Raw genomic sequence first — 24,801 nt, forward strand, 5'->3', positions numbered from 1 at the left:
GCCACCTACCTTTCCCCAACCCACCGAATCTATGCAAGACCGCATCCCGATTCTGCACATGAGCAACATCCTGCTCGTGACCATTCAAGTCGACATGCACGACCGACTGGCCTTGCAGTTGCAGGATGACTTGACCACCAAGATCTCCGACACCGGTGCAAGCGGGGTTCTCATCGACATCTCCAGCCTGGAAATGGTCGACTCATTCATTGGCAGAGTATTGGGCAACATCTCCTCAATGGCCCGAGTTCTCGATGCAAAAACCGTGGTGGTCGGTATGCAGCCCGCGGTGGCGATCACGCTCGTCGAGCTGGGGCTTTCTCTGGAAGGCGTGCTCACCGCCCTGAATGTGGAGAAGGGTATGAAACTTTTGGCAAAGGGCAGATGAACCATGCCCGTGCTTAAAAGCGAAATTCAACCCGTTCTCACGGAAAACGACATCGTTTACGTGCGGCAGAACGTTCGCAAATGGTGCCTTGAACTGAAGTGCTCTCTCGTCGATCAAACCAAGGTGGTCACGGCGGCCAGTGAGCTTGCGCGGAACCTTCTCATCTACGGCGGCGGCGGCGAAGTTCACCTTGAGCTGGTGCAGGAAGGTGTGCGCAACGGACTGCGCATTGCTTTTGTGGATGAGGGTCCGGGCATCCCGGATATCGAGCAAGCCTTGAAGGACGGATTCACCAGCGGCAAAGGCATGGGCCTCGGCCTCGGGGGTGCGCGACGGCTGGTCAACGATTTCCATATCGAGTCAGAAGTTGGAAAAGGAACCCGCATCACCATCACCAAATGGCGCTAGGCCCGCTGTTCTGACCATGCCCGCAACCCTCCAACTCCCGGTGCAGGACCGATCCCAAGTGGGTGAGGCCCGACGCCTCGCTTGCGCATGGGCCGCAAAGCACGGCAGCTCCCAACAACAGCAAGGGAAACTCGCACTCATCGTATCCGAACTCGCCAACAATCTTGCCCTTCATACCACCGAAGGCGGCAAAATTCTGGTGCAGGTGCTCGTCGAAAACGATCCGACCACCCTTGAAGTCCTCGCCTTGGACAACGGACCTGGGAGCGCCAACTTCACTGCCTTTCTTCAGGACGGATTCTCCACCACAGGCACCGCCGGAACTGGCCTGGGGGCGGTTCAACGGGGCTCCAGCCTTTTTGAAATGCACTCAAATCCTCAAACTGGCACGGCGCTTTTGAGCCAACAGGGCGAGGGACACGAGTCAAACCATGCCCACTTCGGCATGATCAACGTGCCCATCCGTGGGGAACACGTTTGCGGAGACAGCCTTGGATACTTGGATCTTGGCGGCGGTCGACAACGGCTCATGGTGGCCGATGGACTGGGTCACGGACCTCTGGCAGCGGACGCGTCTCTCGCTGCCATCGCGACCTTTAAATCCAATCCCCATTTGGATCTTATCTCCCTGCTGCAAAAAGTTCACACCGCTTTGAAAAGCACCCGTGGTGCCGCCGTAGCCGTGGCTGAAGTCGACGCCAACACCCAGAAACTGCTCTACGCCGGCGTTGGCAATATCGCCGGATCCATCGTTCACCAAGTCGATGAATACAGCCACCTGGTCTCGATGAATGGAACTCTTGGCATGGCCTGCGGACGCATCCAACAGTTCAGTTATGCCTGGCAGCCGGAGAGCCTGTTGGTCATGACTTCTGATGGGGTCAAAAATCACTGGCGCCTCGACCGTTATCCCGGCCTCATCAATCGCCACCCCAGTCTCATCGCCGGCGTGCTTTTCCGCGACTACGCGCGAGACAATGACGATGCAACGGCCGCTGTCCTCCGATTTAGCGTGTAACCACTCAGTCATGAGCAGCGACTCACAGTCTTTACCCCTCCACATCGTGGATCTCCACGTGGAAAAAGACATCGTGGTCTGTCGTCAACATGCGCGCCAGTTTGCTTCAGCACTCGGATTTGACCTCCAAACGCAGACACGGATCGCCACCGCAGTTTCTGAAATCGCCCGCAACGCCTATCAATATGCAAGCGGCGGCGTGGTGGAGTTTTTGTCTGATTGTGAAACCAACAGCCAACGGCGATTCGACCTCCGACGTCAAAGTTTCATCATCATCATCAGGGATCAAGGCCCCGGCATCCCTCATCTGAAAACCATCCTTGAAGGCGACTATCGATCCACCACCGGCATGGGTCTCGGCATCATCGGTGCCCGTCGCCTCATGGACACGGTGGACATCCAGTCGGACTCAAAGGGCACGGTCATCACCCTTCAAAAAAACCTGCCCCCTTCCGCTGCCCGTAAAACCGACGCGCAGATCCAGAGCATCGCCGTGATCCAGTCGGAACCGGCTGCCGTGGAGCGCACCGTCATTGCCGAGGTGCAGAGGCAGAATCAGGAACTCATCACCGTGATGGATGAGGTGCGGCTCCGTCAGGAAGACCTCGATCATCTTAACAAGGAACTTGAAGATACCAATGCGGGCGTGCTTGCGCTTTACGATGAGCTGGAGACTCTCCACCGTGTGGGCCTGTTGCTCGCGTCGAAAATTGACCTGCCAGCCGTCATGCAAACCTTGATTGAGGCCACCACCGATCTAACCGGGGCTCAGTTCGGTGTGTGTTACATGCTCAACAAAAAGACCGGACATTGGGAACGCTACGCCGATGCCGGACCAAAACGTGATTTGTTGTCAGATCTACCGAAGACCCAGGGATCCGACTTCTTCGGAAGCAATTTCGGCGAGGAAGGACTAACGCATGTCCCGGACATGGAAGACCTGTCTGAGCCCAGTTGCATGTCTGATTTTTCGGCGGCGCTTGATCCTTCCAACAAGCTCAGGAGTTGCCTCGCGTTCCCTTTGAAGGCCGAGAACAATTCGGTCGTCGGAGCCCTCATCTTCGGCAGCTCAGAACCGCGTTTCTTTTCCGAGAGAAGCGAGCGTATCGTTTCAAGCATTGCCGCCCAAGCCATTGTCGCCGTTGAGAAGGCCCGGTTGTTTGACAGCGTCAAGTCAGCCAGCGAGGCAAAAGACCGCTTTCTGGCAATGTTAAGCCACGAGCTGCGAACCCCGCTTAATCCGGTGCTCAGCATTGTCTCCGACCTGCATCAAAATCCCTCCTTCCCCAAGGAGTTTCAGGAAGATATCGCCGTCGTGTTGCGCAACGTGCAGCTTGAAGCACGACTTATCGACGACTTATTGGACTTTCAGCGCATCATCAAAGGGAATTTCAGCTTCGCTTCAGAACCCGTTGATGCCCATTCCATCATTGAGACCGTGGTCAATATTTGTAAGCACGATTTGCTAAGTCACAAACATCATCTCACTCTGAATCTGGACGCCCCTAGATTTATCGTGATCGGCGACCCCGCCCGACTTCAACAAATTCTCTGGAATGTGCTGAAAAACGCCATCAAATTCACCCCCATCGGCGGCGACATCTCCATCACCACCGAGTTGGGTAGTAGTGACCAGACATTGTGTATTGTCATCACGGATACCGGTCGCGGCATTGAAAACGAAATGCTCGAAGGGATCTTCAATGCTTTCGAGCAGGGCAGTTTGGAGGGCACCACCGAGTTCGGCGGATTGGGACTCGGCCTTGCCATCGTCAAGGCCTTCATTGAAAAACTGGGCGGCACCGTCAAAGCCGAAAGTGCTGGCCGGGATCACGGCACAAAAATGATTCTAAGCTTCCCACTGGTCGATGTTTTGGCACCAGGAATTGCCCCGGTTCTGGAACCTACCGATCAAAAGCCCGGCCTTATCGGCGGAAAGGCTCAACATGTCCTTTTGGTGGATGACCACTTCGATACTCTTGAAAGTCTTTCCCGGATTCTCGCTAGAAAAGGCTATGTGGTCACCACGGCCGTTGACTGCGCCTCGGCCTTTACCTTGGCCCAGAACCAAACCTTTGATGTGATTTGCAGCGACCTCGGACTCCCCGATGGTTCTGGACTCGACCTCATGATTGACATTCGCAAGCTCGGGATCACCACCCCCTCCATCGCACTCAGTGGATACGGGATGGAGAGTGATGTCGCCCAGGCACAGGATGCCGGTTTTCAAAAGCATCTCACCAAGCCGGTCTCGATGCACGCGCTGTTGAGCGCGCTGGCTGGAGTGCTCGCCGATTAGCGGCCACAGGACCTGATCCACTTAGTTCCTTTTTTGCAAAAGGTCGCGCAACACGCTTAGATTGGCAGGCTTCACCAGGTATTCGTCAAAACCCGCCCGCTTCGCCTCAGCGATGTCTTCGCTGCTGCCATAACCACTCAAGGCGATCAGAAAAACGTCCTTTAGATCAGGCAGGGTGCGTAACTTCCGTGCCACCTGAAAGCCATCCATGCCAGGGAGACCGATGTCCAACAACACAACATCGGGAAGAAACTCCGTGGCGGCGGTGATGGCGTCCGGGCCGGTAAATGCCGTCTTGGTCACGTGACCCCGACGCCGTTGCAGCAAGGCGAGACTCTTGGCAGCATCAACGTTGTCATCGACAACAAGAATTCGCCGCGATGCCTCACGCGCGACGGGCGCTGGCGCTGGTTGTGTTGACGGACCCTCATCAACAATGGGCAGGCGGACAACGAAGGTGGCACCTTTGTCAGGTCCGTCGCTGTGGGCGGTGATGCTGCCGCCATGCATGCTGACCAAGCGCTTCACCAAAGTAAGGCCGATACCCAAGCCGCCATGGGCCCGGTCGAGCGTATGACTGGCCTGAACGAAGAGATCGAAGATATGAGGCAGCAAGTCAGACGAGATGCCAATTCCATCGTCAATGACACTTATCTCCACCTCGTGCGTATCGCTTCCGATCTTGCCAGAGGGAGAAAGAGCCTTGGCAAGAGCAGAGTTTTTTACCACCAACTCAGCTTTCACGGTGATGTGACTGCCATTCCCACTGTATTTGCAGGCGTTGGATAAAAGATTGACGAAGACCTGCTCGATCCGCGTCGCATCGGCATCCACATAGACAGGCTCTTGGGGCAACGTGAGAACGAGTTGCTGATCCTGCGCATCGCAACTGGCACGCACCGTGGCAGCGGCGGCGGCGAGGATGGCTTCCAGCGCCAGAGGTTTTTTCCGCAGCCCAATCTTGCCTTCGGTGATGCGGGAAACATCCAGCAAGTCATCCAGCATCCGGCTCATGTTCTCAATCTGTCGAGTGATGACGTGTTGAGCTTGGATTCTCTCCTCCACGCTGATGTTGCCGCAATTGAGCAACTCAGTGGCATTGCGGATCGGTGCCAATGGATTGCGAAGCTCATGAGCCAGCATGGCAAGAAACTCGTCCTTGCTGCGATCCGCCCTGGCCAGTTCTTCAGCTCGGGAAATGATCGCTTGTTCAAGTTCACGCCGCACTGTCACGTCGCGTGAAACGGCAAGCAAGCGCGTCGGCTGCCCCCGCGCATCCAGGATGGGCGAGATGGCCACGTCCCACCATTTATCAAGGCCATGCAGCGTTCGGAAAAATCCGACGAAACTGGCTTCGTTGCCGGCCGCAGCCGCGGCAACGGTTTCGCGCGCCGCCATCAGGTCCTCCGCGCTTGACCAAAATTCAATCCACGACTTGCCGACAAAAGGCGTGATGTCCGGGATGCCCAGCAATTCCTGCCCGGCCTCAATGGAAAGTAGATTGCCGTCAAGGTCGAGCACCTTGATGCAGTCCGGGCTGCTGTCGATGATGCTGCGCTTAAATTCCTCGCTCTTCCGGATCGCCTCCTCGGCTTCCCTGCGCTCGATGAGCAAGGATGCCGTGCTGGACACCATTTCGCTCAACAACTTCTCCCGCACTCCCGGCTCGCACGGCTCCGTGTAAAAACAAACGAACGTTCCCAGCACTCTGCCAGTGGAGGCAACGATGGGTGTGCTCCAGGCGGATTGCATTCCCTGAGAACGTGCAAATTCGGCCAGCAGGGGATACTCATCACAGTTGGCAATTTCGGGCACGACCTCGCGTTCCCGGCGTGTCACGGCGGCACAACAGGGGCCCCCATGACTGCTCACGGCCATGCCATTGACCTTGTCCGCATAAGCAGGAGGCAGCGACGTCGTGATGGTCCTGGTGAATGTTTCGCCCTTGTCATCCAGCAGATGAATGGCAGTGCGGGTTCCCGCCGGAGACTGCACCTCGGAGGTGACGGTCAGGAACTCAAGCACTTCAAGCAATAGCGTTCCACGTGCGGATTTTTCAAGCGCTTCCTTCGACGCCGATTGCAGCAGTTCAGCCTGTCGCAGTTCGTGAATGTCGGTGTTGCTGCCAAAGTATCGCACCACCTTCCCTGCGTCATCACGAATGACCTTCATCCGCGAAAGGAACCAGCGATACTCACCGCCGTGATTGCGCAGAGGAAAGGTATCCTCGCAGTCCTGGCCCTCGGTCAGGTGCCGCTCGAACTTTTCCTTCACCGCCTCAAGATCATCGGGGTGTAGCGCACGCATCCAGCCGTCTCCCACATTGTCTTCCAACGTCGTGCCGGTATAACTGAGCCAAACCTGGTTGAACCACACCATGCGTCGGTCAGCGTTGGCCAACCATGCAAGCTGTGGGATGTGGTCGGTAATGGCATGAAGCCGTTGTTCGCTTTCGCGCAGCGCCGTTGCGGCTGCCACTCGATCGGTGATGTCCTCGAGCGACATGATGATCAGCGCTTCGTCCTCAACCACCTGCCGTAACCGGCTCGCATTGACCATGATGATGCGCGGACCAATATCTTCAAACGTGTGCTTCACCTCGTAGTTCTCGACCACCTGCTCCTGCACCAGCATATCTTCGAGCAGCATGCGCAAAGCAGGGATGTTCCACTGGCCGTTGCCGAGATTGTAAATGTAACGGCCCTCGGTCTTGTCGGGTTCGACACCGAAGTGATCGTAGAAAGCGAGGTTGGCCGACTTCACACGCAACGAGCCATCGAGCATCACCAGCGGAATGCGCACATTGGCAATGATGTTCTCCGCGTAGTCGCGCGCCCGATGCAAAGTATCCACATCCACCAGCGTGACCACGGCTCCGTCAATTTTGTTATCGTGCGTGAGATAGGGCCGGGCGCGCAAGGAAAACCAGTGTCCATTGGCATCCTGAATTTCCCGCTCGCGGGGACCCACCGTATCAATGACCTCGCTCAGAAGGGGTTCAAGGTCAGGGATGGCGAGACTCAACTTGATGTCGCTCAGCGGACGCCCGATGTCGCCCTTGGCAAGGTTGAGCGTCTTTTCCGCCATGGGGGTGAAACGCCGGATGCGCAATTCGCGTGAGACGATAACGATGGAAAGCTGCGTGCTGGCGAGCACGTTGTTGAGGTCGTTGTTGAGTCCGTTGAGTTCGAGATTGCGGCTGTTGAGCTCGTCATTGACCGTCGCCAGCTCCTCGTTGCTGGACTGGATTTCCTCTTTTGAGGTCTCAAGCTCCTCGTTGATGCTCTGCATCTCCTCGTTGGTGGATTGCGCCTCCTCGTTGGCAGTTTGCAGCTCTTCGTTGGCAAAATCCTGCTGTTCGATGACGGACTGGAGATATTCACGCGTGGTAACAAGCTCACGAGTGAGGCGGGCGATCTCATTGGCCTGATCGCTGTCCGCATTGCGAAGGTCCCGCGACTTTGGCAGCGCGGGGGGCTGCAGGCTTCCGTGGGTTGGCACGTCATGCTCGTCGAAAATGACAATGAAACCCGCCTCGCGATCCTGAGCCGCCTTGAGCGGGATCACTTCGATCGCGACCGCACGGTGGCCACCACTGCTTTTTACCCAAGCACCCTCCTCGCGCACCGCTTGACCGTCGCTTTGCGCCCGGGCAATGGCGCTGCGCACCGGAACGAGCAACCCTTCGCGCAGCATTTTCAGAAGGTCATGACTGGCCATCCCGGACGCCGGTGCCAGAAATTCTCCGGTGTCGCCGCGAAATTGCACCACCTCCATCACCGCGTTGATGACCACACACGGCGGCACGTATTTTGCCAGCAACACACGTTCGGCATCCCGGTGCAGCATCGCCGGAGGTTTCTCCCGTGGACCCGCTGCCGCTGGCGCAAAACCGGAGGCGCCATGCGACGGACGGAAACGCGCGTCGGGAGATGTGGGTCCGGGCCGACGGGTGAAAATTTTCTGCCGCGCATCTTCAACATCAAATAGAGCGCGGGATGTGCCCAGCGATTCCGAACTGCCAAGCCAGAGATGCCCGCCAGGTTTCAACGCGTAGTGCAGCAGCGGTAACACCTGTTGTTGCAGCACAGGCTCAAGATAAATGAGCAGGTTTCGACAGGAGACAAAGTCCACTTTCGAAAACGGCGGATCGGCCAGCACATTGTGCCGCGAGAAAACCACACGCTCACGAATGCTTTTGCTGACGCGGTAGAATCCTTCTTCCTCGGTGAAGAACTTTCGCAGCCGTTCGGGTGAAACATCCAGCGCAATGCTCTTTGGATAGCGCCCCGCGCGCGCCTTCTCAATGCCCGAAGCATTCAAGTCGCTGGCAAACATCTGCAATTGCACCGAGCGTTTCGTCGACTCGGCGCACTCCGCGAACAGCATCGCCAGCGAATACGCCTCCTCGCCCGTCGAACAGCCCAGCGTCCAGATGCGCACTGGTTCGTGATTGGAGCGCTCAGCAATCACCTTCGGAAAAATCTTCTTCGCCAGCACTTCAAACGCCTCGGGATTGCGAAAGAAGCTGGTCACGTTGATGAGCACATCCTGATAAAGCGCTTCGATCTCGCCCGGGGTCGCCAGCAGGTGTTCCTCGTATTCCGCCAACGTCTCAATCTTGTGCACCAACATGCGCCGCTGGATGCGCCGCTGCATCGTGTTCGCTTTGTAATGGGTAAAATCCACGCCGAGTGCCCGATGCAAAATTCCCGCGATCCGTCCATGCCCCGGCTCGTGAACGACGCCTTCCCTAATTTCCGTCGCGACATAAGGATGCCGGGCCAGGCGGGCGATTTCATGAGCGATCCCCTCCGGTGGCAAAACAAAATCGACACTCCCAGTCGCCGCCGCGCTTTTTGGCATCGAATCATACTCCGCGCTCTCATCCTGGGCGAAAGTCACGCCCCCCTCGGCCTTGATGATCTCCAATCCCAGCGTGCCATCCGTCGCGCTGCCGGAAAGCACCACTCCGATCGCCTGATGCCCGCTGTCCTCGGCGAGCGAACGGAAAAATTGGTCAATCCCGCGATGTCGTGCTTCGCGCACCTGGGGCAAAAGCTGCAACTTCCCGCCCTCAATGATCATGTCCCGCCCGGGTGGAATGACATAAACGTGATTCGCTTCCACCGTCGGCTCATCCCGCACCTGACAGACAGGCATCTCCGTCGCGCGAGAAAGAATTTCCGCGAGATTGCTGACATGCGAAGGTGCCAGATGCTGGACAATGACAAACCCCATCCCCGTGTTGTCCGGGATCGCACGCAACAGCTGAGACAATGCTTCCAATCCACCTGCTGAAGCGCCGACACCCACAATAGGAAACTTCGCCCCCTGTCGAGGTGCGGTATTTTGCGTCGCTTCCGACGAGGGATTGATGTCAGAAGGCATTGTTGAGAGTTGACCGAGCTGTCAATCATTGACCAGGACCACTGCAACTGCATCGCCGGGCCATTGACGTAGCCGACTGGAGCAGCCTACCTGTTCATCCTGATTACATCAACCCAAACTTCGTTCAGACACAAGTGCATGCGCTTAAAGCTTTAAACCGCCCAATATAAACCTGGTGATTCCATCATGCGACGCTTCTAGGTGGATCAAGCTCCAGCTCGCTGCGTGTCCAAAGCCGTTCCGTCGGCAGGATGGAGCGGTCGACAGCCTGCTCCTCATCTCTCAAAATCGATGTCGCCGCACAGGCCACTTTAATCGCGACAACCGCGTGGAAATCCTCCCGCCCCTTGATGCGTTGGCCCTGTTTCTCCGCCGCATCTCCTCCATTTCCCATTGCCAACTCCCCACGAACTGCCACATGGACGGTTCCTCAACGCACGCCCCATGTCCGATTCCCAAGACACCAAGCCCCTTCTCGACCTTTCTGACCTTCGACTGACCCCCAAATGGGTCTCCGATTTCGGCAAGTCCAGTTCCAGCTCTTCGCCCGACCAGGAAGAGACCAATTCCCGTCCCCAACGTGGAGGCGGACGCGATTTCAACGACCGCCGCGGCGGCCCCCGCAATGATCAACGCAGCGGCCCCGGCCCACGTGGTCCCCGTGATGGCGGCAGCCAGTTTCGTGGCGGCCAGGGCGCAGGTGGCGGTGCTGGTGATCGTCAACGCGACGGTGGCAATCGTTCACGCGATGGACGCTCCCCCCGCCCGCAGGACGGTCGGGGTCGTCCCGGGCAAGGTGGTGACCGACGCGACTTCCAAGATCGTCGTCCTCCACAGGAAGCTCCTCCACGTCTGCCAGCCGGACTCATCACCGAAATCGAGCCCGAATCCCGTGCCACCGAAGCCATGGCTTCGATGATTCGCAACGCGGGCAAGGCCTACAGCGTGTTCGACGCCGCCCGCCTCGTGCTCTCCAGCGGCGACCGATTCCACGTCAAATTCTCCCTTCCCAAAGACAGCGAAGCGAAACTCTACGCCATCCCCGCCGACGGCTCCCTGTGGTTGTCCCGCGAAGAAGCCATCGAACATTTTCTTAACAGCGAAGGCATCAAGGAATTTTATCGCGTCGAACAAGTCCAGCTTGAAGCCCCCAAAGGCAACTTCGCCAGCGTCGCCATCTGTGGCCTCAGCGGCACCCTGCTTGGACCACCAAGCCATCACAGTTATCAAACCACGCTGCATCGCATCCATCGCGAGCGTTTTGCCAACATGTCCTTTGAGGACTACAAACGCCGCGTGCGCACCGACAACTCGCCGGAAGCGGTGGAGAAGTGGAAAGAATCCCTCACCCACGGCACCGAATGGGTGGTCATCACCCCTGGTTCCGAGCCTGAGCAGGAGCCAGTCGCAGAGGTGAAACCTCCCACGGAAGCGACTCCCGAAGTTGAAGCCGAAGCAGAAGCTCCTATCTCCAACGCCGCACCTGAAGTGATCGCCGACGAGCCAGCGTCCGAAGAAGCCGAGGCAGCAACCCCAGAGGCATCTTCCGAAGAAGCAGCACCCACGCCTGCTCCAGCAGCAGAACCTGCAACTCCTGCCGTGCGCCTGAAAACCCGCGCCGAGATGCAAACCCACTTCCGGGAAAACTTCGCGCCGACGTTGGTTCACGAAACCAACACCCGCTACGTCTCCGGCAACATCCCCCGCCAGAACATCAATCCTGGGCTCTACAACCTGTTGCGCCGCAGCGTCGACGAAACCCGCAAACACCTGCTCACCCTCGCCCAGCGCCTTTGCATCGGCTTTGAACAACAGGGACTTAAGCTATTCAAACGCCGCGGTGGCAAACTATGGGTCAGCCGCGCCAGACCCCGTCTTCTCGACAGCAGCGTCGTTCTTTCCGAGCGCATTTCCTTGATGATGCAAATCGTCAAATCCAAGCCCGGCATCAGCGCCAAAGCGCTCATCGAAGCCGTCGCGCCTGCCGCCGCCAAGGTCGAAACACCGACACCTGAGCCAACACCCGCGCCTGCAGTGGTTACCGAATCCATTGACGCAACCCTGCCTGTCATCGACGAATTGGGTGCCGTGGTTGAATCGATCGTCGATACGCCAACAACAGTGGAAGAAATCGCCGAGGCCCCCGCTCCTGTTGCAGCAGCCGTGGTCGCTCCGCACGAACCTACCGCCGACCAGATGGGTGCCCTCAAAGACCTTCATTGGCTCAACAGCGAAGGTTATGTGATCGAATACGCCGATGGCCAGGTTTTCCCCGGCGTCACCGAGCCACCTCCCGCCAAACCCAAGCCTGAGAAGCTGCCAGTTCCGGTCGCTCCCGCTGACGAAGCCGCCGAGACCGAAGTCCCCGCAGATTCCGCACCCGCCGAAATCGCCCCAATTCAGGCCGCCATCGAAATGGCTCCTGCTCCTGCTCCTGTCGAGCAACCGAGTGCCGATGTCGAATCCGCAGAGGCAGAGACTGGAGAAGCACCGCAGGCCATCGCCGGCTCCGAATCCAACATCAACGAACTTGAAGCATCCCCCCAAGCCTTTGATTTCCTGATGGAATCATCCGAAGCCCCTGCTCCTGCCGTCACCGACTCTGAAGAGACCGAATCCTCATCCGCCGAACCCACCGAAGAAGCAGGCTTCCTGGTGGAATCCGAAGCCGAGGTTGAAATCGAAGCCGAAGTAGAAGAATCTTCCAGCGAAGAAAAAGTCGCCGCCAAACAAGCGGCTGAGTAATCGGCAAACAGAAACGGCACGTCAGACCCCAGCTGCGCCGCAGCCCGGGATGTTCGCTACGCATTTGACCAAACCGGTGCGGGTGCAGGTGCTGGAGGAGGCGAGCGCCTGTTCGTTGTCGCGATAGAAAGCAAAGTAGAAGGGCCGTCCCGGCCCTTGAGTTGTATTGGGCAAGGCCCGGGACGAGCCTTCTACGTTTCCTCCATCAATAAGCGAAGCGCTCGTCCACTAAGACCGGCTCAATAATTAAACAAAAACGCCGGTGAATTGATCAACGCCCACGCCAGATCCTGCGCGGCGGTCAATCGCATCGTCGACATCTGTTGCCGGCTCAATCCCGCATCGCGACGCAACTGCACCAGCTTCGGATCCAATACTACCGGCTGCTGCGCCTCTACCAACTTCCCTTGAAGGGCCAGCAATTGCTGATCCACCGGCAACGGCATCCGCGCCGCCACCAACGCCCTCTTCGCATCCTGATGGGCGGCATCCGTCAAAAGATATTCCGCCCGCAATTTCGCCAACTGCGCCTCATCCCGTTTGCCCATCTCGGTTGTAGCAATCTGCGCCAAACCTTGCGATGCCCCAAAACGCAACGGCTGTGCCGAACTCGTCACATAAATGCGAAACTTTCCAAGGTGATAGCGCTGCCGCTGATACCCCTGCTGCAACACCAGATTCAACACCCCGTCCTTTGATCCTATGGCCGCCGGATCGGTCTCAAAAATCGCCTCATGCCGACGCGACCCGCGGGGACTTACCGCCCACCCCTTGTCCGCCACGTCATTGTTGCCGTTGACCGATGCCGCAATCCCAAAATCCTTCTGTTCAAAACTGGCAAGATGCGGCCGCATTTTCACCGCCTCAGGTTTTGCCTGCCCCGCCGCCTGATGGCTCACCGTAAACTCCGTCAGCACGAAATTCCCATCTGGAGCCAACCCAGGACCGTTGTCAGGAAGTCGCTCATCTGGCAAGGCTTCAATCTTGATCCCGGTGATCCCCGTCAACGAAGTCTTCGCGCGCAATACATACATCGCCTGAACCGCCGCCCCCGGAGGCAACGCCGTTGCCAGCAACGAACCATCCGCCTCCTTCACCAATTTCTCCACCCCGCTGACCCTCACCACTTCCAAATCCAGCGGAATCCATTCCGTGGAAAGATCCAGATAAGCCGACCAGTCAGCCAGCTTGGGCAAAACGGCTTCCTCCGATTTTTTGACCTGTTCCTCGGCTTTGGCGATGCGCGTCGCACGCTCCGCCTGTTTCTTCGCCAGTTCAGGAGCCACCGCTTTTTGATGATCCGCAATCGCCTGCCTGGCCTTCGCGATCTTTTCCGCACGCTCGGCTTCCTGCGCCGCAATCACCCCGGACATCTTCATCTCATACTCCGCCCAATCCTTCATCATCGACGCGTTTTCTCCAGCAATCTCCGCCATGCTCGCCTCGGCGGCCTTGATCTCCTCCTCCGTCGGAGGCCGATTCAAAATGCGCACAAACAACTCTTCAATCAACCGCCGATCATCTGGCATCTTCTTCGTCAGTTCCGCGATCGCATTGGTCGGCGAACTGATCGCATCTCCCACCGTCGGACCACTGATCAACGCCATCACCGGCCCCAGTTGCACATCATTGCTGCGCTCACACTCACACGCGCTCTCGCGCACCGGCCGACCAAAGTTGCCCAGAAACCCATCGGCAATCTTGATCTGCGCATCGTCAATCTCCGCCGCTCTCGTCCCTGGTTTAACCCCCGGGATGTTGTTCGCCGCACCCGTCACCGCATGAATCGCATCATACAACGCCTCCGCCGGCAAACGCCGCGCCTTGGCGTGGGAATAATTGATCTGGTCATCCTTGTTCCATTCATTGGTGGCGATGCTCAATTGATAAGTGCGGGACTTGGTGATCACCCGCATCAAATGGCGCACATCAAATCCACTTTGAATAAACTCATCCGTCAAATAGCTCAGCAACTCAGGATTGCTCGGTGGATTGCCCGCACGAATGTCGTCCAAAGGTTCAATCACCCCGGTTCCGGTCAGATAGCCCCAAATCCGGTTGGCATAACTCATCGCAAAATAAGTGTTGTCCGGACTGGTCATCCAATCCGCCAGCCTGGCACGACGACTTGCGTCCGGCTTCTCCGCGAGATTCAGTTTTACCGGATAGGGAAATTCCGGCTTGGTCTCTTTGTTGGTGCGCTGATGCACCATCTCGCCCTTGCCCGTGTCCTGCACAATCTCAAAGAGCGGCTTGGCTCCTTCGACGGCACTGCCGCCGATGTTGCGGTTGCCGCTTGCGGGATCTTTGGTCAGTCCCACCTGCGAGAAAAATGCCGCCGTCTCATAATACTGACCTTGGGTCCAACGCTCGAACGGATGGTCATGACACTTGTTGCAGTTAAAGCGAACCGCCAGAAACAAGTGGGTGGTGTTCTCCATGGTATCTTCCGGAGTGCGCAGGATCTTGTAGTAACTCGCCGCCGGATGCTCCCGATTGGAACCGCTGGCCGTTAGAATCTCCTTCACAAACTGATCATAAGGACGATTGCCGGCAATCTGCTCCCGAATCCATCCTCTGAAAAGCTGCGCTCCCTCTTCGCCGAGAAACTTGCTGTTCACCTGCAACATGTCCGCCCATTTGTTGGTCCATTGTTCAACAAAGGCCTCGCTGGCAATCAGTTGATCAATCACCTTGTCACGCTTCAATCGCGTGTCCGTCTTGTCTTCAAGAAACGCCCGCACCTCATCCGCCGTCGGAGGTAATCCGGTGAGATCCAGATAAACCCTGCGCAGGAACTCGTTGTCTTTCGTCAACCCACTCGGAAGAATCTTCATCCGCTGCCACTTTGAGGAAACCAATTCATCAATGCGACTCCACTTCTCCGGTTCCTTCCAGGCAAAGCCGCTGCGATCCCCCATCACCGTCACCGTCGTCGCCGCATAAGCTCCTTCAAACCTAGCCAGCATCGGTGCCTCTCCACGCCGGAGCGTTGTTACCAGGCCATGCTTGTCCGTTTCCGCAACTTCCGTGTTGCCGCTCTCGATAAAAGCCTCTGCCGTCACATCTTTGGTGATGCCATCCGCATAAGTAGCCAGCACCCGCATCTGCTGTTTTTCGCCAATGGCTTCCACCACCGGATTCAATGGAAACACTTCGAGACGGGTAACCTTGGGGGTATCCTCCTTGATCTTGCTGCCATTCGCGATCCACGCCTTGATCATTTCATAATACAGCTCACCCGGCACCGTCAACTGACCGCCTTCATGAGGCACCGCCCCACTCGCCTTGAGTAACATCAGACTGCGCGCCGGGGCCGCCACATTGCTGCGCCTGCTCCACAACTCCTCCGTCAAAGCGGTCACATCATAAGCCATGTCATAACCGCGCAGCGACAACTGAAACCCATTCTTCCCTGCCTGTCCTCCATGACAGGTGCCCATGTTACAACCCAGTTTGGACAGCACCGGATTGATGTCCCGAATGTAATCCGGCTCATAGGCTTCCTGAAGGCCACCCACACTCACCGGAACCTCCACCAATTGTGATGCCAGACGAATCTTGATGATTCCACGCCCTTCGGCTTTGGGACGCACCAACCGATGCGGCGTAATCTCCACCTGCACCCCCTGTGCCTCCATGGCCGCGATCCGCGTCACGTCCGCACGCGTGCCGTCTTTCATGATGGCCGTCACCAGCAACTGCGCATATTCCGCCGGTTTGCCCAAGGCGATTTCTTTTGGCATCACTTCCAGCTTTGCGACCTGACGATTCGGTGACAGCACTTCCGCCTCCATCGCTTTGTCCCTGGCCGCCCGCTCGATCTGATCAGAAGTATCTTTGGCAATCGTTGCCGCATCCGTCAAAGGCACACTGATAAACTCCTTGCTCACCTCGCCGGTGCCGACATCAATCAATCGAATCTTCCCGTCCGCCCCACCTGCTGCGAGCGTCTTGCCATCGGGACTAAAACCCACCGCATAGATGCCAGAATCTGCCACCACCACCGACTTGAGCAGCTTTACTCCGTCATTGAGCGATGCTTCCAATGTCGCCTTTTCAGCAGGGGTGTGGTCACTGACGCGCTTCTCATGAATTTTTTTCAGTTCATCGCTCAATGCCGAATCAAACTCCGCACCGTAGATATTCACCGCACCACTGGCATGATAGGCACTCGCGGCCGCAATGGTTTTGCCATCGGGAGAATAATCCACCCCAAAAATGCGCCCCTCCATCGCAGGAAACTTGCGCACCAGATTCGCGTTGTCACCAATCACCCGCTTGGTTTGACGATGAATCCGATAGATTTGCGGCAGCCCGTCCGATCCCCCAATCAAAATCTCATCGCGCTGCGGATGCCGCTCCACTGCATGAATCCCACCACGCAATGCCCCGGGTGTGATGGAAGTGATGTTGTCCACAAACCTGGACGTCGCCACCTCGGTCAGTTTCGCCGCCATGTCCCGGCTCGTCGCCACCAGATGGGAACCATCGCTGCTCCAGACCGAATCCAGCACCCAGTCATTCGCCGAGCCATTGAACAGCACTTCCTTGCCTGACTTCGCATCGATCACCCGCAGCGAATTGTCCGCTGCCCCAAAAGCCAGACGTCCCCCATCAGGAGACCAGCTCACCCCATACAGCGTGTCAAAAGTGGTGCTGGTGCTCTGCAGCAATTCTCTGTCCGCCACGTCCCACACCTGAATCTCTCCCATGCGCCCCGGATTGCCACCAGCCACGGCAAGATGTTTCCCATCCGGTGAGAAACGGATCTTCTGAATCCGCTCCGACAACCCCACCAACCTCGCTTCAAGTCCCGAACCATCGGCCCGATGCAGCAACACCTCATGATACCCTGCCACCGCCAGGTATTTGCCATCTGGCGAATAATCGAGCGAAGTCACCAATGGTGCCGTGGCATACACCGGCGGATTCTCCATGTCATGCTGACGACGCGCTGAGGGCGGCGTATCATCTTTTGCACCCTCTGCGATCCAGCGTTTGATCAGGTCGATCTGGGTCGTATGCAAAGCGTCCGCTTTCTGCGGCATCGACGCCTTGCCGCTCGCATCCGGCGTGATTTCCTTCACCAAGAGACTCGCCTCCGGATTTCCACCTAACACCGCCTCGCCCTCTTCGCCGCCCTTCAGCAAGGTCGCGAAATCGGTCATGATGTAATCGCCCTTCGCCTTGGAAGGTTGGTGACAACCATAACATTGCGCCTGGAGAATCGGACGAATCTGCCGGTAAAAACTCACCGGTTTTGAAGGATCCGGTTCCTCCTGCTTGGCTTGAAGAGCAGAAGAAAAACAAAATCCCGAGACCAAAGCAAAGGCAGCGGCAGCGAGGGTGACGGAGGTGGACGTCAGACGATCAATCATTGGAGCAAACAGGCGGTTGTCAGTGCGATGGAATTCGCACCAGTGGTCAGCAAGCAACATTCGGCAACGCTGAATACAGCGCCACCTCGCCTATTTTTTCAGGTTGCCACAAAATGGCAAGATTATAACCGCCGCTCCCAATGCTTACCACTTCGCGTGCAGCAGCTGGTCAGTCGCAAATCCCAACCGTTTGGCCTCATCAAGGTAGACCTGCTTATCCGACTCGGAAATCTTTGGGTCGCGAGCCAGCAACCACAAAAACTTCCGGCTGGGCGTTCCCACCAGCGCCACCGAGTAGTCGTCCGCCAGTTTGATGATCCAGTAGTTGCCCTCTTTCGACGCCGGTGCCAAAGCGGCGAGTCCTCCAAATTTCACCCTCAACCGGCTGTTTCCTGTCTCAGGAACCGCCGTCGCACTCCCCACCACCTGCTTTTGTGAACCATCGGGACGCATCTCCGTGTTCACCACCTTCACGCTCCCATCCGCCTGGGGAGTGTATTCCGCAATCGCCTTGGAATCATCACGCTGAAATGCATTCGGCAGACGTGCGACCTCATGCCAGCGACCGGCATACTGCGCGAGATCCACTTTCGACACCGTGGGCAATGGGGGCTTGGGAGCCGACTTGCAAGAAACCACCAACAACAGAACCAAAAGAGCCAATGACCAGTAGCAAGCGTTCAAGATTTTCACAGATTCAAATTCGACGGAGGTGAATCCAATGGATGCCTCAAAGATAAACTCTGCGGATTTCCCGCGAACCAGCACAGGAATCGGTGCCCTCCCGTAAGAGAATCCACCATCTCGCGATAACTGGTGGCTCCCCCTAAGTTATCGAATTCCAATCGTTGTATCCCATGAAAAGTGCTCTCCCTTCCCCGAACCCCTAATCCCCCCACGGATCATGAACGCGATCAACGGACAGCAGATTCACCGACTCCTTGAAGCGTTGGAGAGACTTCATTGCCACCAGGCCGGCCCTTTTCACCAACGACTTTTCGACGCCACCAAGACTCTTTTCAAAGAGTGCGGCCAGGCTTTTGAGATCTTTTCGACCACCGAAGCGGGAGGTCACTCCCTGCAAACCGACATCACCTTCCCCGCCTCCTACTCCCAGAACGAATTTTTCGAACGAATCGGCGAGCTGGTTCAACTGCAACATCCAGGATATCAATTGCTCATGCTGGGCCACATGGACGTCTTCCGCATGAGCGACCTCCTCTCACAACGCCAGTTCCAGCGAACCGACCTCTACAATGAAGTGTTCATCCCGATGGACAAAAGATATCAACTGGCGATCCCTTTCGTGAGCGCAGGAGGCTTCGGAGCCCTCACCCTGAATCGACGCGATCGTGACTTCTCCGACACTGAACTCGCCCTCGCCATCCCTTTTGCCAGGCATGTTGGCATCGCCTACGAAACCGACCAAATCCTGCAGTCCGCCATGCCTGCCCGTGCAGCCGCCGCTACTAAAGACTACACCCCATGGCGTCAACTCGGCCTCACCAAGCGCGAATGCGAAGTGCTCGACTGGATGACGCAAGGCAAACGCGACGGTGAAATCGCCGTCATCCTTGGCATCAGCCAGCGCACGGTCAACGTTCATGTCCATTCGATTTTGTCGAAATTGAAAGTCGAAAACCGCACCGCCGCCGCCAGCATGGTGGCAACTCTCTAGGATCAACATTAACAAGTGACACGACAACGGTTGCCGGTTGACCAATGCCTGTGTAGTTTGGTGCAAGCAACTGACACCATGGCAAACCAACCCGACCCAAGCGCGTTCAAGTATCCACGCAAAACGGCTTTTAAACTGGGGAAGGCCCCGACCTCCATCGACAAGCTCTACAAAAACAAGCTCGATTACAAGGAGAAGCTCAACGTCATGCGTGAGGAGATTCACCTCCTCCAGGAAAAACTCTACGCCGAGAACCGCCACGCCGTGCTGGTCATCTTCCAGGCCACCGACACCGCCGGCAAAGACGGCACCATCGACCACGTCTTCAACGGTATCGATCCCCACGGACTCGAAGTCCATGCCTTCAAACGCCCCACCAGCACCGAGCTCGATCAAGACTTCCTCTGGCGCACCACGGTCGCCCTTCCTTCGCGCGGCAAGATCGCCGTTCACAACCGCAGCCACTACGAAGAAGTGCTCGCCTGCCGCGTCCATCCCGACATCATCACGGATATCCAGCGACTCCCCCTTGCGCTCACCAAAAACATGGACAAACTTTATCAGGGACGATTCGAAAGCATTCGCGACCAGGAAAAGCACCTCGTCCGCAATGGCACCCGCGTGATCAAATTTTTCCTCCATCTCTCCAAGGAAGAACAACGCAACCGCCTCCTTGCCCGCATCGACGATCCGGAAAAGCATTGGAAGTATGAGCCCGGCGATCTCAAGGAACGCGGCTACTGGGACAAGTATCAAAAAGCCTACGAAGAAGCCATCCAGGAAACCGCCACCGAAGCCGCCCCCTGGTATGTGATTCCCGCCGATGACAAACGCAACATGCGCCTCCTCGTCGCCGCAGTGCTCTGCGAAGAGTTGCGCGCCCTCAACCCCGATTGGCCAAAAGTCAATGTCGTGCAGCTTGAGGCCCTCGCCGAAGGCAAAAAAATGCTGCTCGCCGAAGACTAAACTTCTTCAAAATGCCCTCAACATTGAGCCCATGGAATCCATCATCACGGCGAATCAGTCGCTCCTCCCGTGGGTTTACACCACCGTTAACTTTTTGGGATTCATTTTCTTCATCCTGGCCTCAGCGTTTAAAGGATGGAGCAAAGGCGAACTCCTCCTGGCCATCGCAGCGATCCTATCCCTGGCGCTGCAAGTCTATTGGATTTTGATGGAAATGCGGATCACCTGGATTTCCTCTGGCCACACCGGCAGAGCCATCTGGTTCGTCCATGCATTCGCAGAATACGTCTCCATTTTCTGCTATGCACTCGGAGCAATCCTCATCTATCGCGCCGCCCGAAAACGCCAGCCATCCTAACGGATCGGCTCCGGGCAAACATCCCTCCTCTGGCACTTCTCACAATGGTCCCCCAGATAAAACTCATCGATAAAAGCCATCAACTGCGCCAGTTGCTCGCGATCTTCCGTCACCACTCCCGCTTCAAAGTTGCGCCGTCCATCGGACTTCGCCCCCATCCCCGCTCCCGTGAGATTGGCTGACCCAATATAGGCCACGCGTCCATCCGCGATCACGCACTTCATGTGCATGCGCGGACACAGCAATCGGTCAAACCCATCGCTGCGCAGGAACTCCGGGAACCGGTCGAAATCCTCACGAAACCTCGGCCCCGGTTCCTTCGCATGGATCAGCCTCACCTCGACCCCGTTCCGCAACTTGCCCGCCAGCACTTCAAGAAACGGAATAAACTTCCCACGTCCTCCATCCACATGCAGATCCTTGATGTCCGCCGTCACGATCCATAAAAATCGACGCGCCTTCGCCACAATGTCACGGAACACCGTTTCGTAAGTCTCCGCATTCAACACCAGGCGCATTCCCGCGATACTAACCGCTTCCAATCACAAACGAAAGCGTCTTGTATTTGCCTTTCCCACAACGATGTTGTTGCCGTTCCATGCCCGCCCCTGCCAAAGAACCCATCATCCTGTTTGACGGCGTCTGCCATCTTTGTGCCGGAGCCGTGCAGTTCATCCTCAAGCGCGATCCCAAAGCCATCTTCCGTTTCGCCCCCCTGCAATCGCCGCTCGGCATCGAACTGCGCCAGCAACATCACCTCGATTCCACGACCGTCGACACCCTCGTGCTGATAGAAAACGGCAATGCCTACACCCGCAGCAGTGCCGCCCTGCACATCGCCAAACAACTCAACGCCGCCTGGCCCTTGTGCTACGCCGCCATCATCATCCCGCGTCCCCTTCGCGATGCCGCCTACAACTTCATCGCCCGCAATCGCTACCGCTGGTTCGGCAAATCCGAAGCCTGCATGATGCCCCAACCCGGCTGGAAAGAACGTTTCCTTTAGACCGAAACGAAGGAATTCTTCCCGCGCCGACGCCGAGTCAGCCACACTGCTCCTGCCAGCAACAACAACATCGCGCGACCCGGTTCTGGCGTCACGGTGATCGTCAATGCCTTGTCAGCCGTGGAAACTGCCCACATCTGCCCCGCATATCCCGTCAGCGTCGTCAGGTCAGGCAGATCAAAATTCGTCGCATTGTCGCCGCTTCCATCGCGTGTCTCACCGAAGTCGAAGCCCTCCGCCATCAGTTCCCCCGTCCACGTTGCCAACGTCCAACTGTCCCCAATCATCAACGAATATCCCGCGTCAAAATTCACCTGGAACTTCGTAAGGCTGTTCATCGACAAATCCCCGGTCACATCAAACATGTCGGCGCTCGATGCCGAAAACAAATTGAACTCCGCCACCGCCGCATTCGCCGTGGTCGGCGCAAACGCAAGACCGCTGGAAAACCTCAGCGTTCCCGCCATCGCTCCCAAATTGTCACCGGGCTTCACCGTGCCCACCAGAATCTGCCCCATCCCCTGCACGATGCCCGTGCCGGAAAGGATCGTCGTCGCCGTCGTGCCATTCAGAAAAACTGCCCCCAATCCCGTCCTGCCCAATCCCGCCACTCCCACCTGCAAATTGCCCTGACTCACCAAAGTCTCTCCCGTGTAGGTATTATTTCCTTCCAGCCTCAGAAAACCATTCCCCGTCTTGGTCAATGAGCCCTGCCCCTTGATCACCCCACCATAGATCAACTGGGTATCCGCGTTCAACGTTCCCCCCTGCTCGCGCAACTCCATCCCGCGATTGGAATTGACGGTAATCGACGTCACATTCAGTGCGCCGCCGTTGAAGACCAAGTTGTCATCATCCACCGCCGCAGGCGCAGCCCCCAGAGCGGTCTCAATCCCTATTCGAAACGTTCCTCCATCAAAAAACGTTCCTCCTGTGTAACCGTTGGAGCTCCCAAAAACCGTCCGCCCCGTGCCGTTGTGCACCACGGACACCGCCCCCGTTCCATCATCCGTGATCCGCGCATTGATCCGCGATTCGGTCGTGTTGAAATAGTTGGTCACACTGATCTGACCACCCGAATTCGCTCCCGTTCCCGCCGTGAGAAACCCGTCGCCACCTGCGGCCCCCAGATGCAATACCCCCGCATTTTCTGCGATCAAAATCCCCCCGTCCGCCGCGAGACGCAAGGTGTTGGTGCCCCCGAGACCGATGACCGTCATTCCCGTGCTCGAACTCACCAGCGATGCCACATTCGTCACCCCGGCAGCCGCCATGGAAACGTTGCCCGTTGTCCCGCCCGCAACGATTTTGATATGCGACGCCGCATTGTTCACGATCACATTCCCCGGCCCCAACCGCGTAATCTCTGTATACCCGTCAAACGCCACCACATTTCCCCCACTCACCGACGCCCAATCACGCCGGTTCACGGTTGCCCAATGGCCCATGAATCCATCCGCATTCGAGGTCCGCACCCCATTCGTCACCGTTTGCAGGACATTCGTCAAACCCGGCAAAAGAAAACTCACCACCCCATCCGCGCGCGTGATCGCCCCCACATCCACCAACACATCCGCCACCCCGCCACTGTTCGGCAGCAACGCCACCACCGACGAACCGCCATCCACCAGCAACCCGTCAAAAGTCTGCGTCACCGCCGACCCCGATTTCCCCGAAACCAACAACGTCCCACCCCGCATCTCCAGTGATGAATCGGCATCAATCATGTCCCCAAGCGGTGCCCCTGCCGCATTAAAATCCAACTGCAACGTCCCGCCAGCCACCACCGTCTCACCGGTATACAAACTCGCACGATTCAAAGTCAACCGCCCCGCCCCTTCCTTGACCAACGACAAATTCCCCGCCGCCCCTCCATCCTGGATCACCCCGCTAAACGTCGTGTCCACCGCCGACCTCACCGTCAGCGTCGCATCCACAGCACTCGCGTTCTGAACCGTATTCAACCCAACCCCCGCTCCAGCAGCCGAACTCAATCCCCCCACCACCGTCGAAAACCCATTCAATTCCAACGTTTTTGCATACGCCGAGTCCTCAAAAATCACCGTATTTGGTCGGCCCGAATTCAATGCCCCCACATGCCCCAGTCGCACCGTTCCCCCCTGAATCCGCAACCCGCCAGTAAACCGGTTGTCCCCCGCCAGCACCACCGTGCCACCCGCGTTGCTCGCGTTCTGCCGGATTGTCAGCGCCCGGCTCCCCCCACTCTCCACCACACTCCCCGCAAGAGTCGCCATCCTGGTCGCATTCTCCGTCGCAATCGCTGCATCTGCCGTCAGCGTCACCGTTCCGTTCAAAACCGCATTCGAATCCATCCGCAGCACCCCGCGCGACGACGACCCAGTCCCCGCCAATCGAAAATCACTGCTGTAAGCCCCCGCCGTTCCATTGATCGCCATGGTCGAATTCGCACCCACCACGATCAATTCCAATCCATTCAAATTCGCCGCCGCACTCGACCTCAAGAACAATTGCCCATTGGCACTGTCGACCGTCAAGGTGCCGGTCAAATCCTTCACCCCCGTCGTGCCCAGCTCCAAATAACCAATCGTCCCGCCCGTCTTGCGAATCGTCAAATCATGCGCCGTGATGTTGGTGTTGAATACCATGAATCCCCCCGTCGATGCCGCCGCCTCCCCATCGACTTGGATGACCGCCCCATCCCTGAACTGCAGGCGACCCGCCCCCGCAAAACGGTAGGCATTGCCCGGAACCGTTGGCATTGGCCGGGGCACCGCATTGAACGTCAACCCCCCCACATAAACCACCCCATCATAACCGCCACCCGCCGCGCCCAAGGTGATTGTGCCTGCATTCCCGCCCGACCCAAACACCGCCACCGTGTCCAGTCCCAACGTTTGATAACCCGGCACGATCGTTTCCGTCCAGGTGGTCTGGCTGGCGTTCTCCACCGAATACCAACCTGCCCTCGTCCCATCCGACGCATTCGAACTCCACACCCCACTGCCATCCGACCCGGTGCTGCCGACCCCGCCCACTGGATCCCATACAAAAGTCCGGCTCTGTCCATGCCCCGATTCCAACACTCCAATCAAACCCAACAGAACTCCCAGCTGGCAAAGCCTGGGAAAAAACCTGGAACCGGCACAATTGGAAATCATTAAATTATTGGTAAGAGCTTCAT

14 protein-coding genes are annotated in these 24,801 nt (G+C 57.4%); 9 read left to right on the forward strand and 5 right to left on the reverse strand.

All coding sequences use genetic code 11. The features are described 5' to 3' along the window. Positions 1-31 precede the first annotated feature (31 nt). The 4 genes from FEM03_RS04265 to FEM03_RS25015 are packed head-to-tail and all read left to right on the forward strand — an operon-like array spanning position 32 to position 4,113. On the forward strand, positions 32-388 hold the full coding sequence (locus FEM03_RS04265) for an STAS domain-containing protein (protein WP_138084949.1): 357 nt from the start codon (positions 32-34) through the stop codon (positions 386-388). Positions 389-391: 3 nt separating this feature from the next. Next, a complete protein-coding gene (locus FEM03_RS04270) occupies positions 392-796 on the forward strand; it encodes an anti-sigma regulatory factor (protein ID WP_138084950.1) in 405 nt (134 codons plus the stop codon). Between the two features lie 16 nt (positions 797-812). Then, entirely contained in the window at positions 813-1,814 is a 1,002-nt protein-coding gene (locus tag FEM03_RS04275; RefSeq protein WP_138084951.1) for a SpoIIE family protein phosphatase, read from the forward strand. Between the two features lie 10 nt (positions 1,815-1,824). Continuing rightward, entirely contained in the window at positions 1,825-4,113 is a 2,289-nt protein-coding gene (locus FEM03_RS25015) for an ATP-binding protein (RefSeq protein ID WP_240772680.1), read from the forward strand. Positions 4,114-4,134: 21 nt separating this feature from the next. On the opposite strand, the gene FEM03_RS04285 is transcribed toward FEM03_RS25015, so the two are convergent. Then, positions 4,135-9,504, reverse strand: a complete 5,370-nt coding sequence (locus FEM03_RS04285) for a chemotaxis protein CheB (RefSeq protein ID WP_138084953.1) — start codon at positions 9,502-9,504, stop codon at positions 4,135-4,137. 444 nt (positions 9,505-9,948) lie between these two features. On the opposite strand from FEM03_RS04285, the gene FEM03_RS04290 reads away from it, so the two are divergent. After that, positions 9,949-12,249 carry a hypothetical protein gene (locus FEM03_RS04290; protein WP_138084954.1) on the forward strand — a complete coding sequence of 767 codons (2,301 nt, stop codon included), beginning with the start codon at positions 9,949-9,951 and terminating at the stop codon, positions 12,247-12,249. Between the two features lie 239 nt (positions 12,250-12,488). Here the strand turns inward: FEM03_RS04290 and FEM03_RS04295 are convergent, their stop codons facing one another. Both FEM03_RS04295 and FEM03_RS04300 read right to left on the reverse strand, forming a co-directional pair. Next, entirely contained in the window at positions 12,489-17,630 is a 5,142-nt protein-coding gene (locus tag FEM03_RS04295; RefSeq protein WP_138084955.1) for a DUF1549 domain-containing protein, read from the reverse strand. A gap of 144 nt (positions 17,631-17,774) precedes the next feature. Then, positions 17,775-18,227, reverse strand: coding sequence for a lipocalin family protein (locus FEM03_RS04300; RefSeq protein WP_166442619.1), 453 nt, complete (start codon positions 18,225-18,227; stop codon positions 17,775-17,777). Positions 18,228-18,534: 307 nt separating this feature from the next. Between FEM03_RS04300 and FEM03_RS25020 the strand changes: the two genes are divergently transcribed. From FEM03_RS25020 to FEM03_RS04315, 3 genes are all read left to right on the forward strand, one after another. Then, positions 18,535-19,308, forward strand: coding sequence for a helix-turn-helix transcriptional regulator (locus FEM03_RS25020; protein WP_138084957.1), 774 nt, complete (start codon positions 18,535-18,537; stop codon positions 19,306-19,308). Between the two features lie 78 nt (positions 19,309-19,386). Then, positions 19,387-20,274, forward strand: coding sequence for a PPK2 family polyphosphate kinase (locus tag FEM03_RS04310; protein WP_138084958.1), 888 nt, complete (start codon positions 19,387-19,389; stop codon positions 20,272-20,274). A gap of 31 nt (positions 20,275-20,305) precedes the next feature. Then, positions 20,306-20,632, forward strand: a complete 327-nt coding sequence (locus FEM03_RS04315) for a hypothetical protein (RefSeq protein WP_138084959.1) — start codon at positions 20,306-20,308, stop codon at positions 20,630-20,632. Here the strand turns inward: FEM03_RS04315 and FEM03_RS04320 are convergent. Continuing rightward, positions 20,629-21,150: a phospholipase D-like domain-containing protein gene (locus FEM03_RS04320; RefSeq protein WP_138084960.1), complete on the reverse strand. Its 522-nt coding sequence runs from the start codon at positions 21,148-21,150 to the stop codon at positions 20,629-20,631. The genes FEM03_RS04315 and FEM03_RS04320 overlap by 4 nt on opposite strands. A gap of 80 nt (positions 21,151-21,230) precedes the next feature. On the opposite strand from FEM03_RS04320, the gene FEM03_RS04325 reads away from it, so the two are divergent. Beyond that, entirely contained in the window at positions 21,231-21,638 is a 408-nt protein-coding gene (locus tag FEM03_RS04325) for a thiol-disulfide oxidoreductase DCC family protein (protein ID WP_138084961.1), read from the forward strand. Here the strand turns inward: FEM03_RS04325 and FEM03_RS04330 are convergent. Continuing rightward, positions 21,635-24,778 (reverse strand): beta strand repeat-containing protein, encoded by a 3,144-nt coding sequence (locus FEM03_RS04330; protein ID WP_166442620.1) that lies wholly within the window; start codon positions 24,776-24,778, stop codon positions 21,635-21,637. The two genes, FEM03_RS04325 and FEM03_RS04330, sit on opposite strands and share 4 nt — an antisense overlap. Between the last annotated feature and the right edge of the window lie 23 nt (positions 24,779-24,801).

This window comes from Phragmitibacter flavus, from assembly GCF_005780165.1.
Classification (GTDB): domain Bacteria; phylum Verrucomicrobiota; class Verrucomicrobiia; order Verrucomicrobiales; family Verrucomicrobiaceae; genus Phragmitibacter; species Phragmitibacter flavus.

Coding starts and splice junctions, on each gene's coding strand:
- FEM03_RS04265 (WP_138084949.1), top strand. CDS start 32: ATGCAAGACCGCATCCCGATTCTGCACATGAGCAACATCCTGCTCGTG.
- FEM03_RS04270 (WP_138084950.1), top strand. CDS start 392: ATGCCCGTGCTTAAAAGCGAAATTCAACCCGTTCTCACGGAAAACGAC.
- FEM03_RS04275 (WP_138084951.1), top strand. CDS start 813: ATGCCCGCAACCCTCCAACTCCCGGTGCAGGACCGATCCCAAGTGGGT.
- FEM03_RS25015 (WP_240772680.1), top strand. CDS start 1,825: ATGAGCAGCGACTCACAGTCTTTACCCCTCCACATCGTGGATCTCCAC.
- FEM03_RS04285 (WP_138084953.1), bottom strand. CDS start 9,504: ATGCCTTCTGACATCAATCCCTCGTCGGAAGCGACGCAAAATACCGCA.
- FEM03_RS04290 (WP_138084954.1), top strand. CDS start 9,949: ATGTCCGATTCCCAAGACACCAAGCCCCTTCTCGACCTTTCTGACCTT.
- FEM03_RS04295 (WP_138084955.1), bottom strand. CDS start 17,630: ATGATTGATCGTCTGACGTCCACCTCCGTCACCCTCGCTGCCGCTGCC.
- FEM03_RS25020 (WP_138084957.1), top strand. CDS start 18,535: ATGAACGCGATCAACGGACAGCAGATTCACCGACTCCTTGAAGCGTTG.
- FEM03_RS04310 (WP_138084958.1), top strand. CDS start 19,387: ATGGCAAACCAACCCGACCCAAGCGCGTTCAAGTATCCACGCAAAACG.
- FEM03_RS04315 (WP_138084959.1), top strand. CDS start 20,306: ATGGAATCCATCATCACGGCGAATCAGTCGCTCCTCCCGTGGGTTTAC.
- FEM03_RS04320 (WP_138084960.1), bottom strand. CDS start 21,150: ATGCGCCTGGTGTTGAATGCGGAGACTTACGAAACGGTGTTCCGTGAC.
- FEM03_RS04325 (WP_138084961.1), top strand. CDS start 21,231: ATGCCCGCCCCTGCCAAAGAACCCATCATCCTGTTTGACGGCGTCTGC.
- FEM03_RS04330 (WP_166442620.1), bottom strand. CDS start 24,778: ATGATTTCCAATTGTGCCGGTTCCAGGTTTTTTCCCAGGCTTTGCCAG.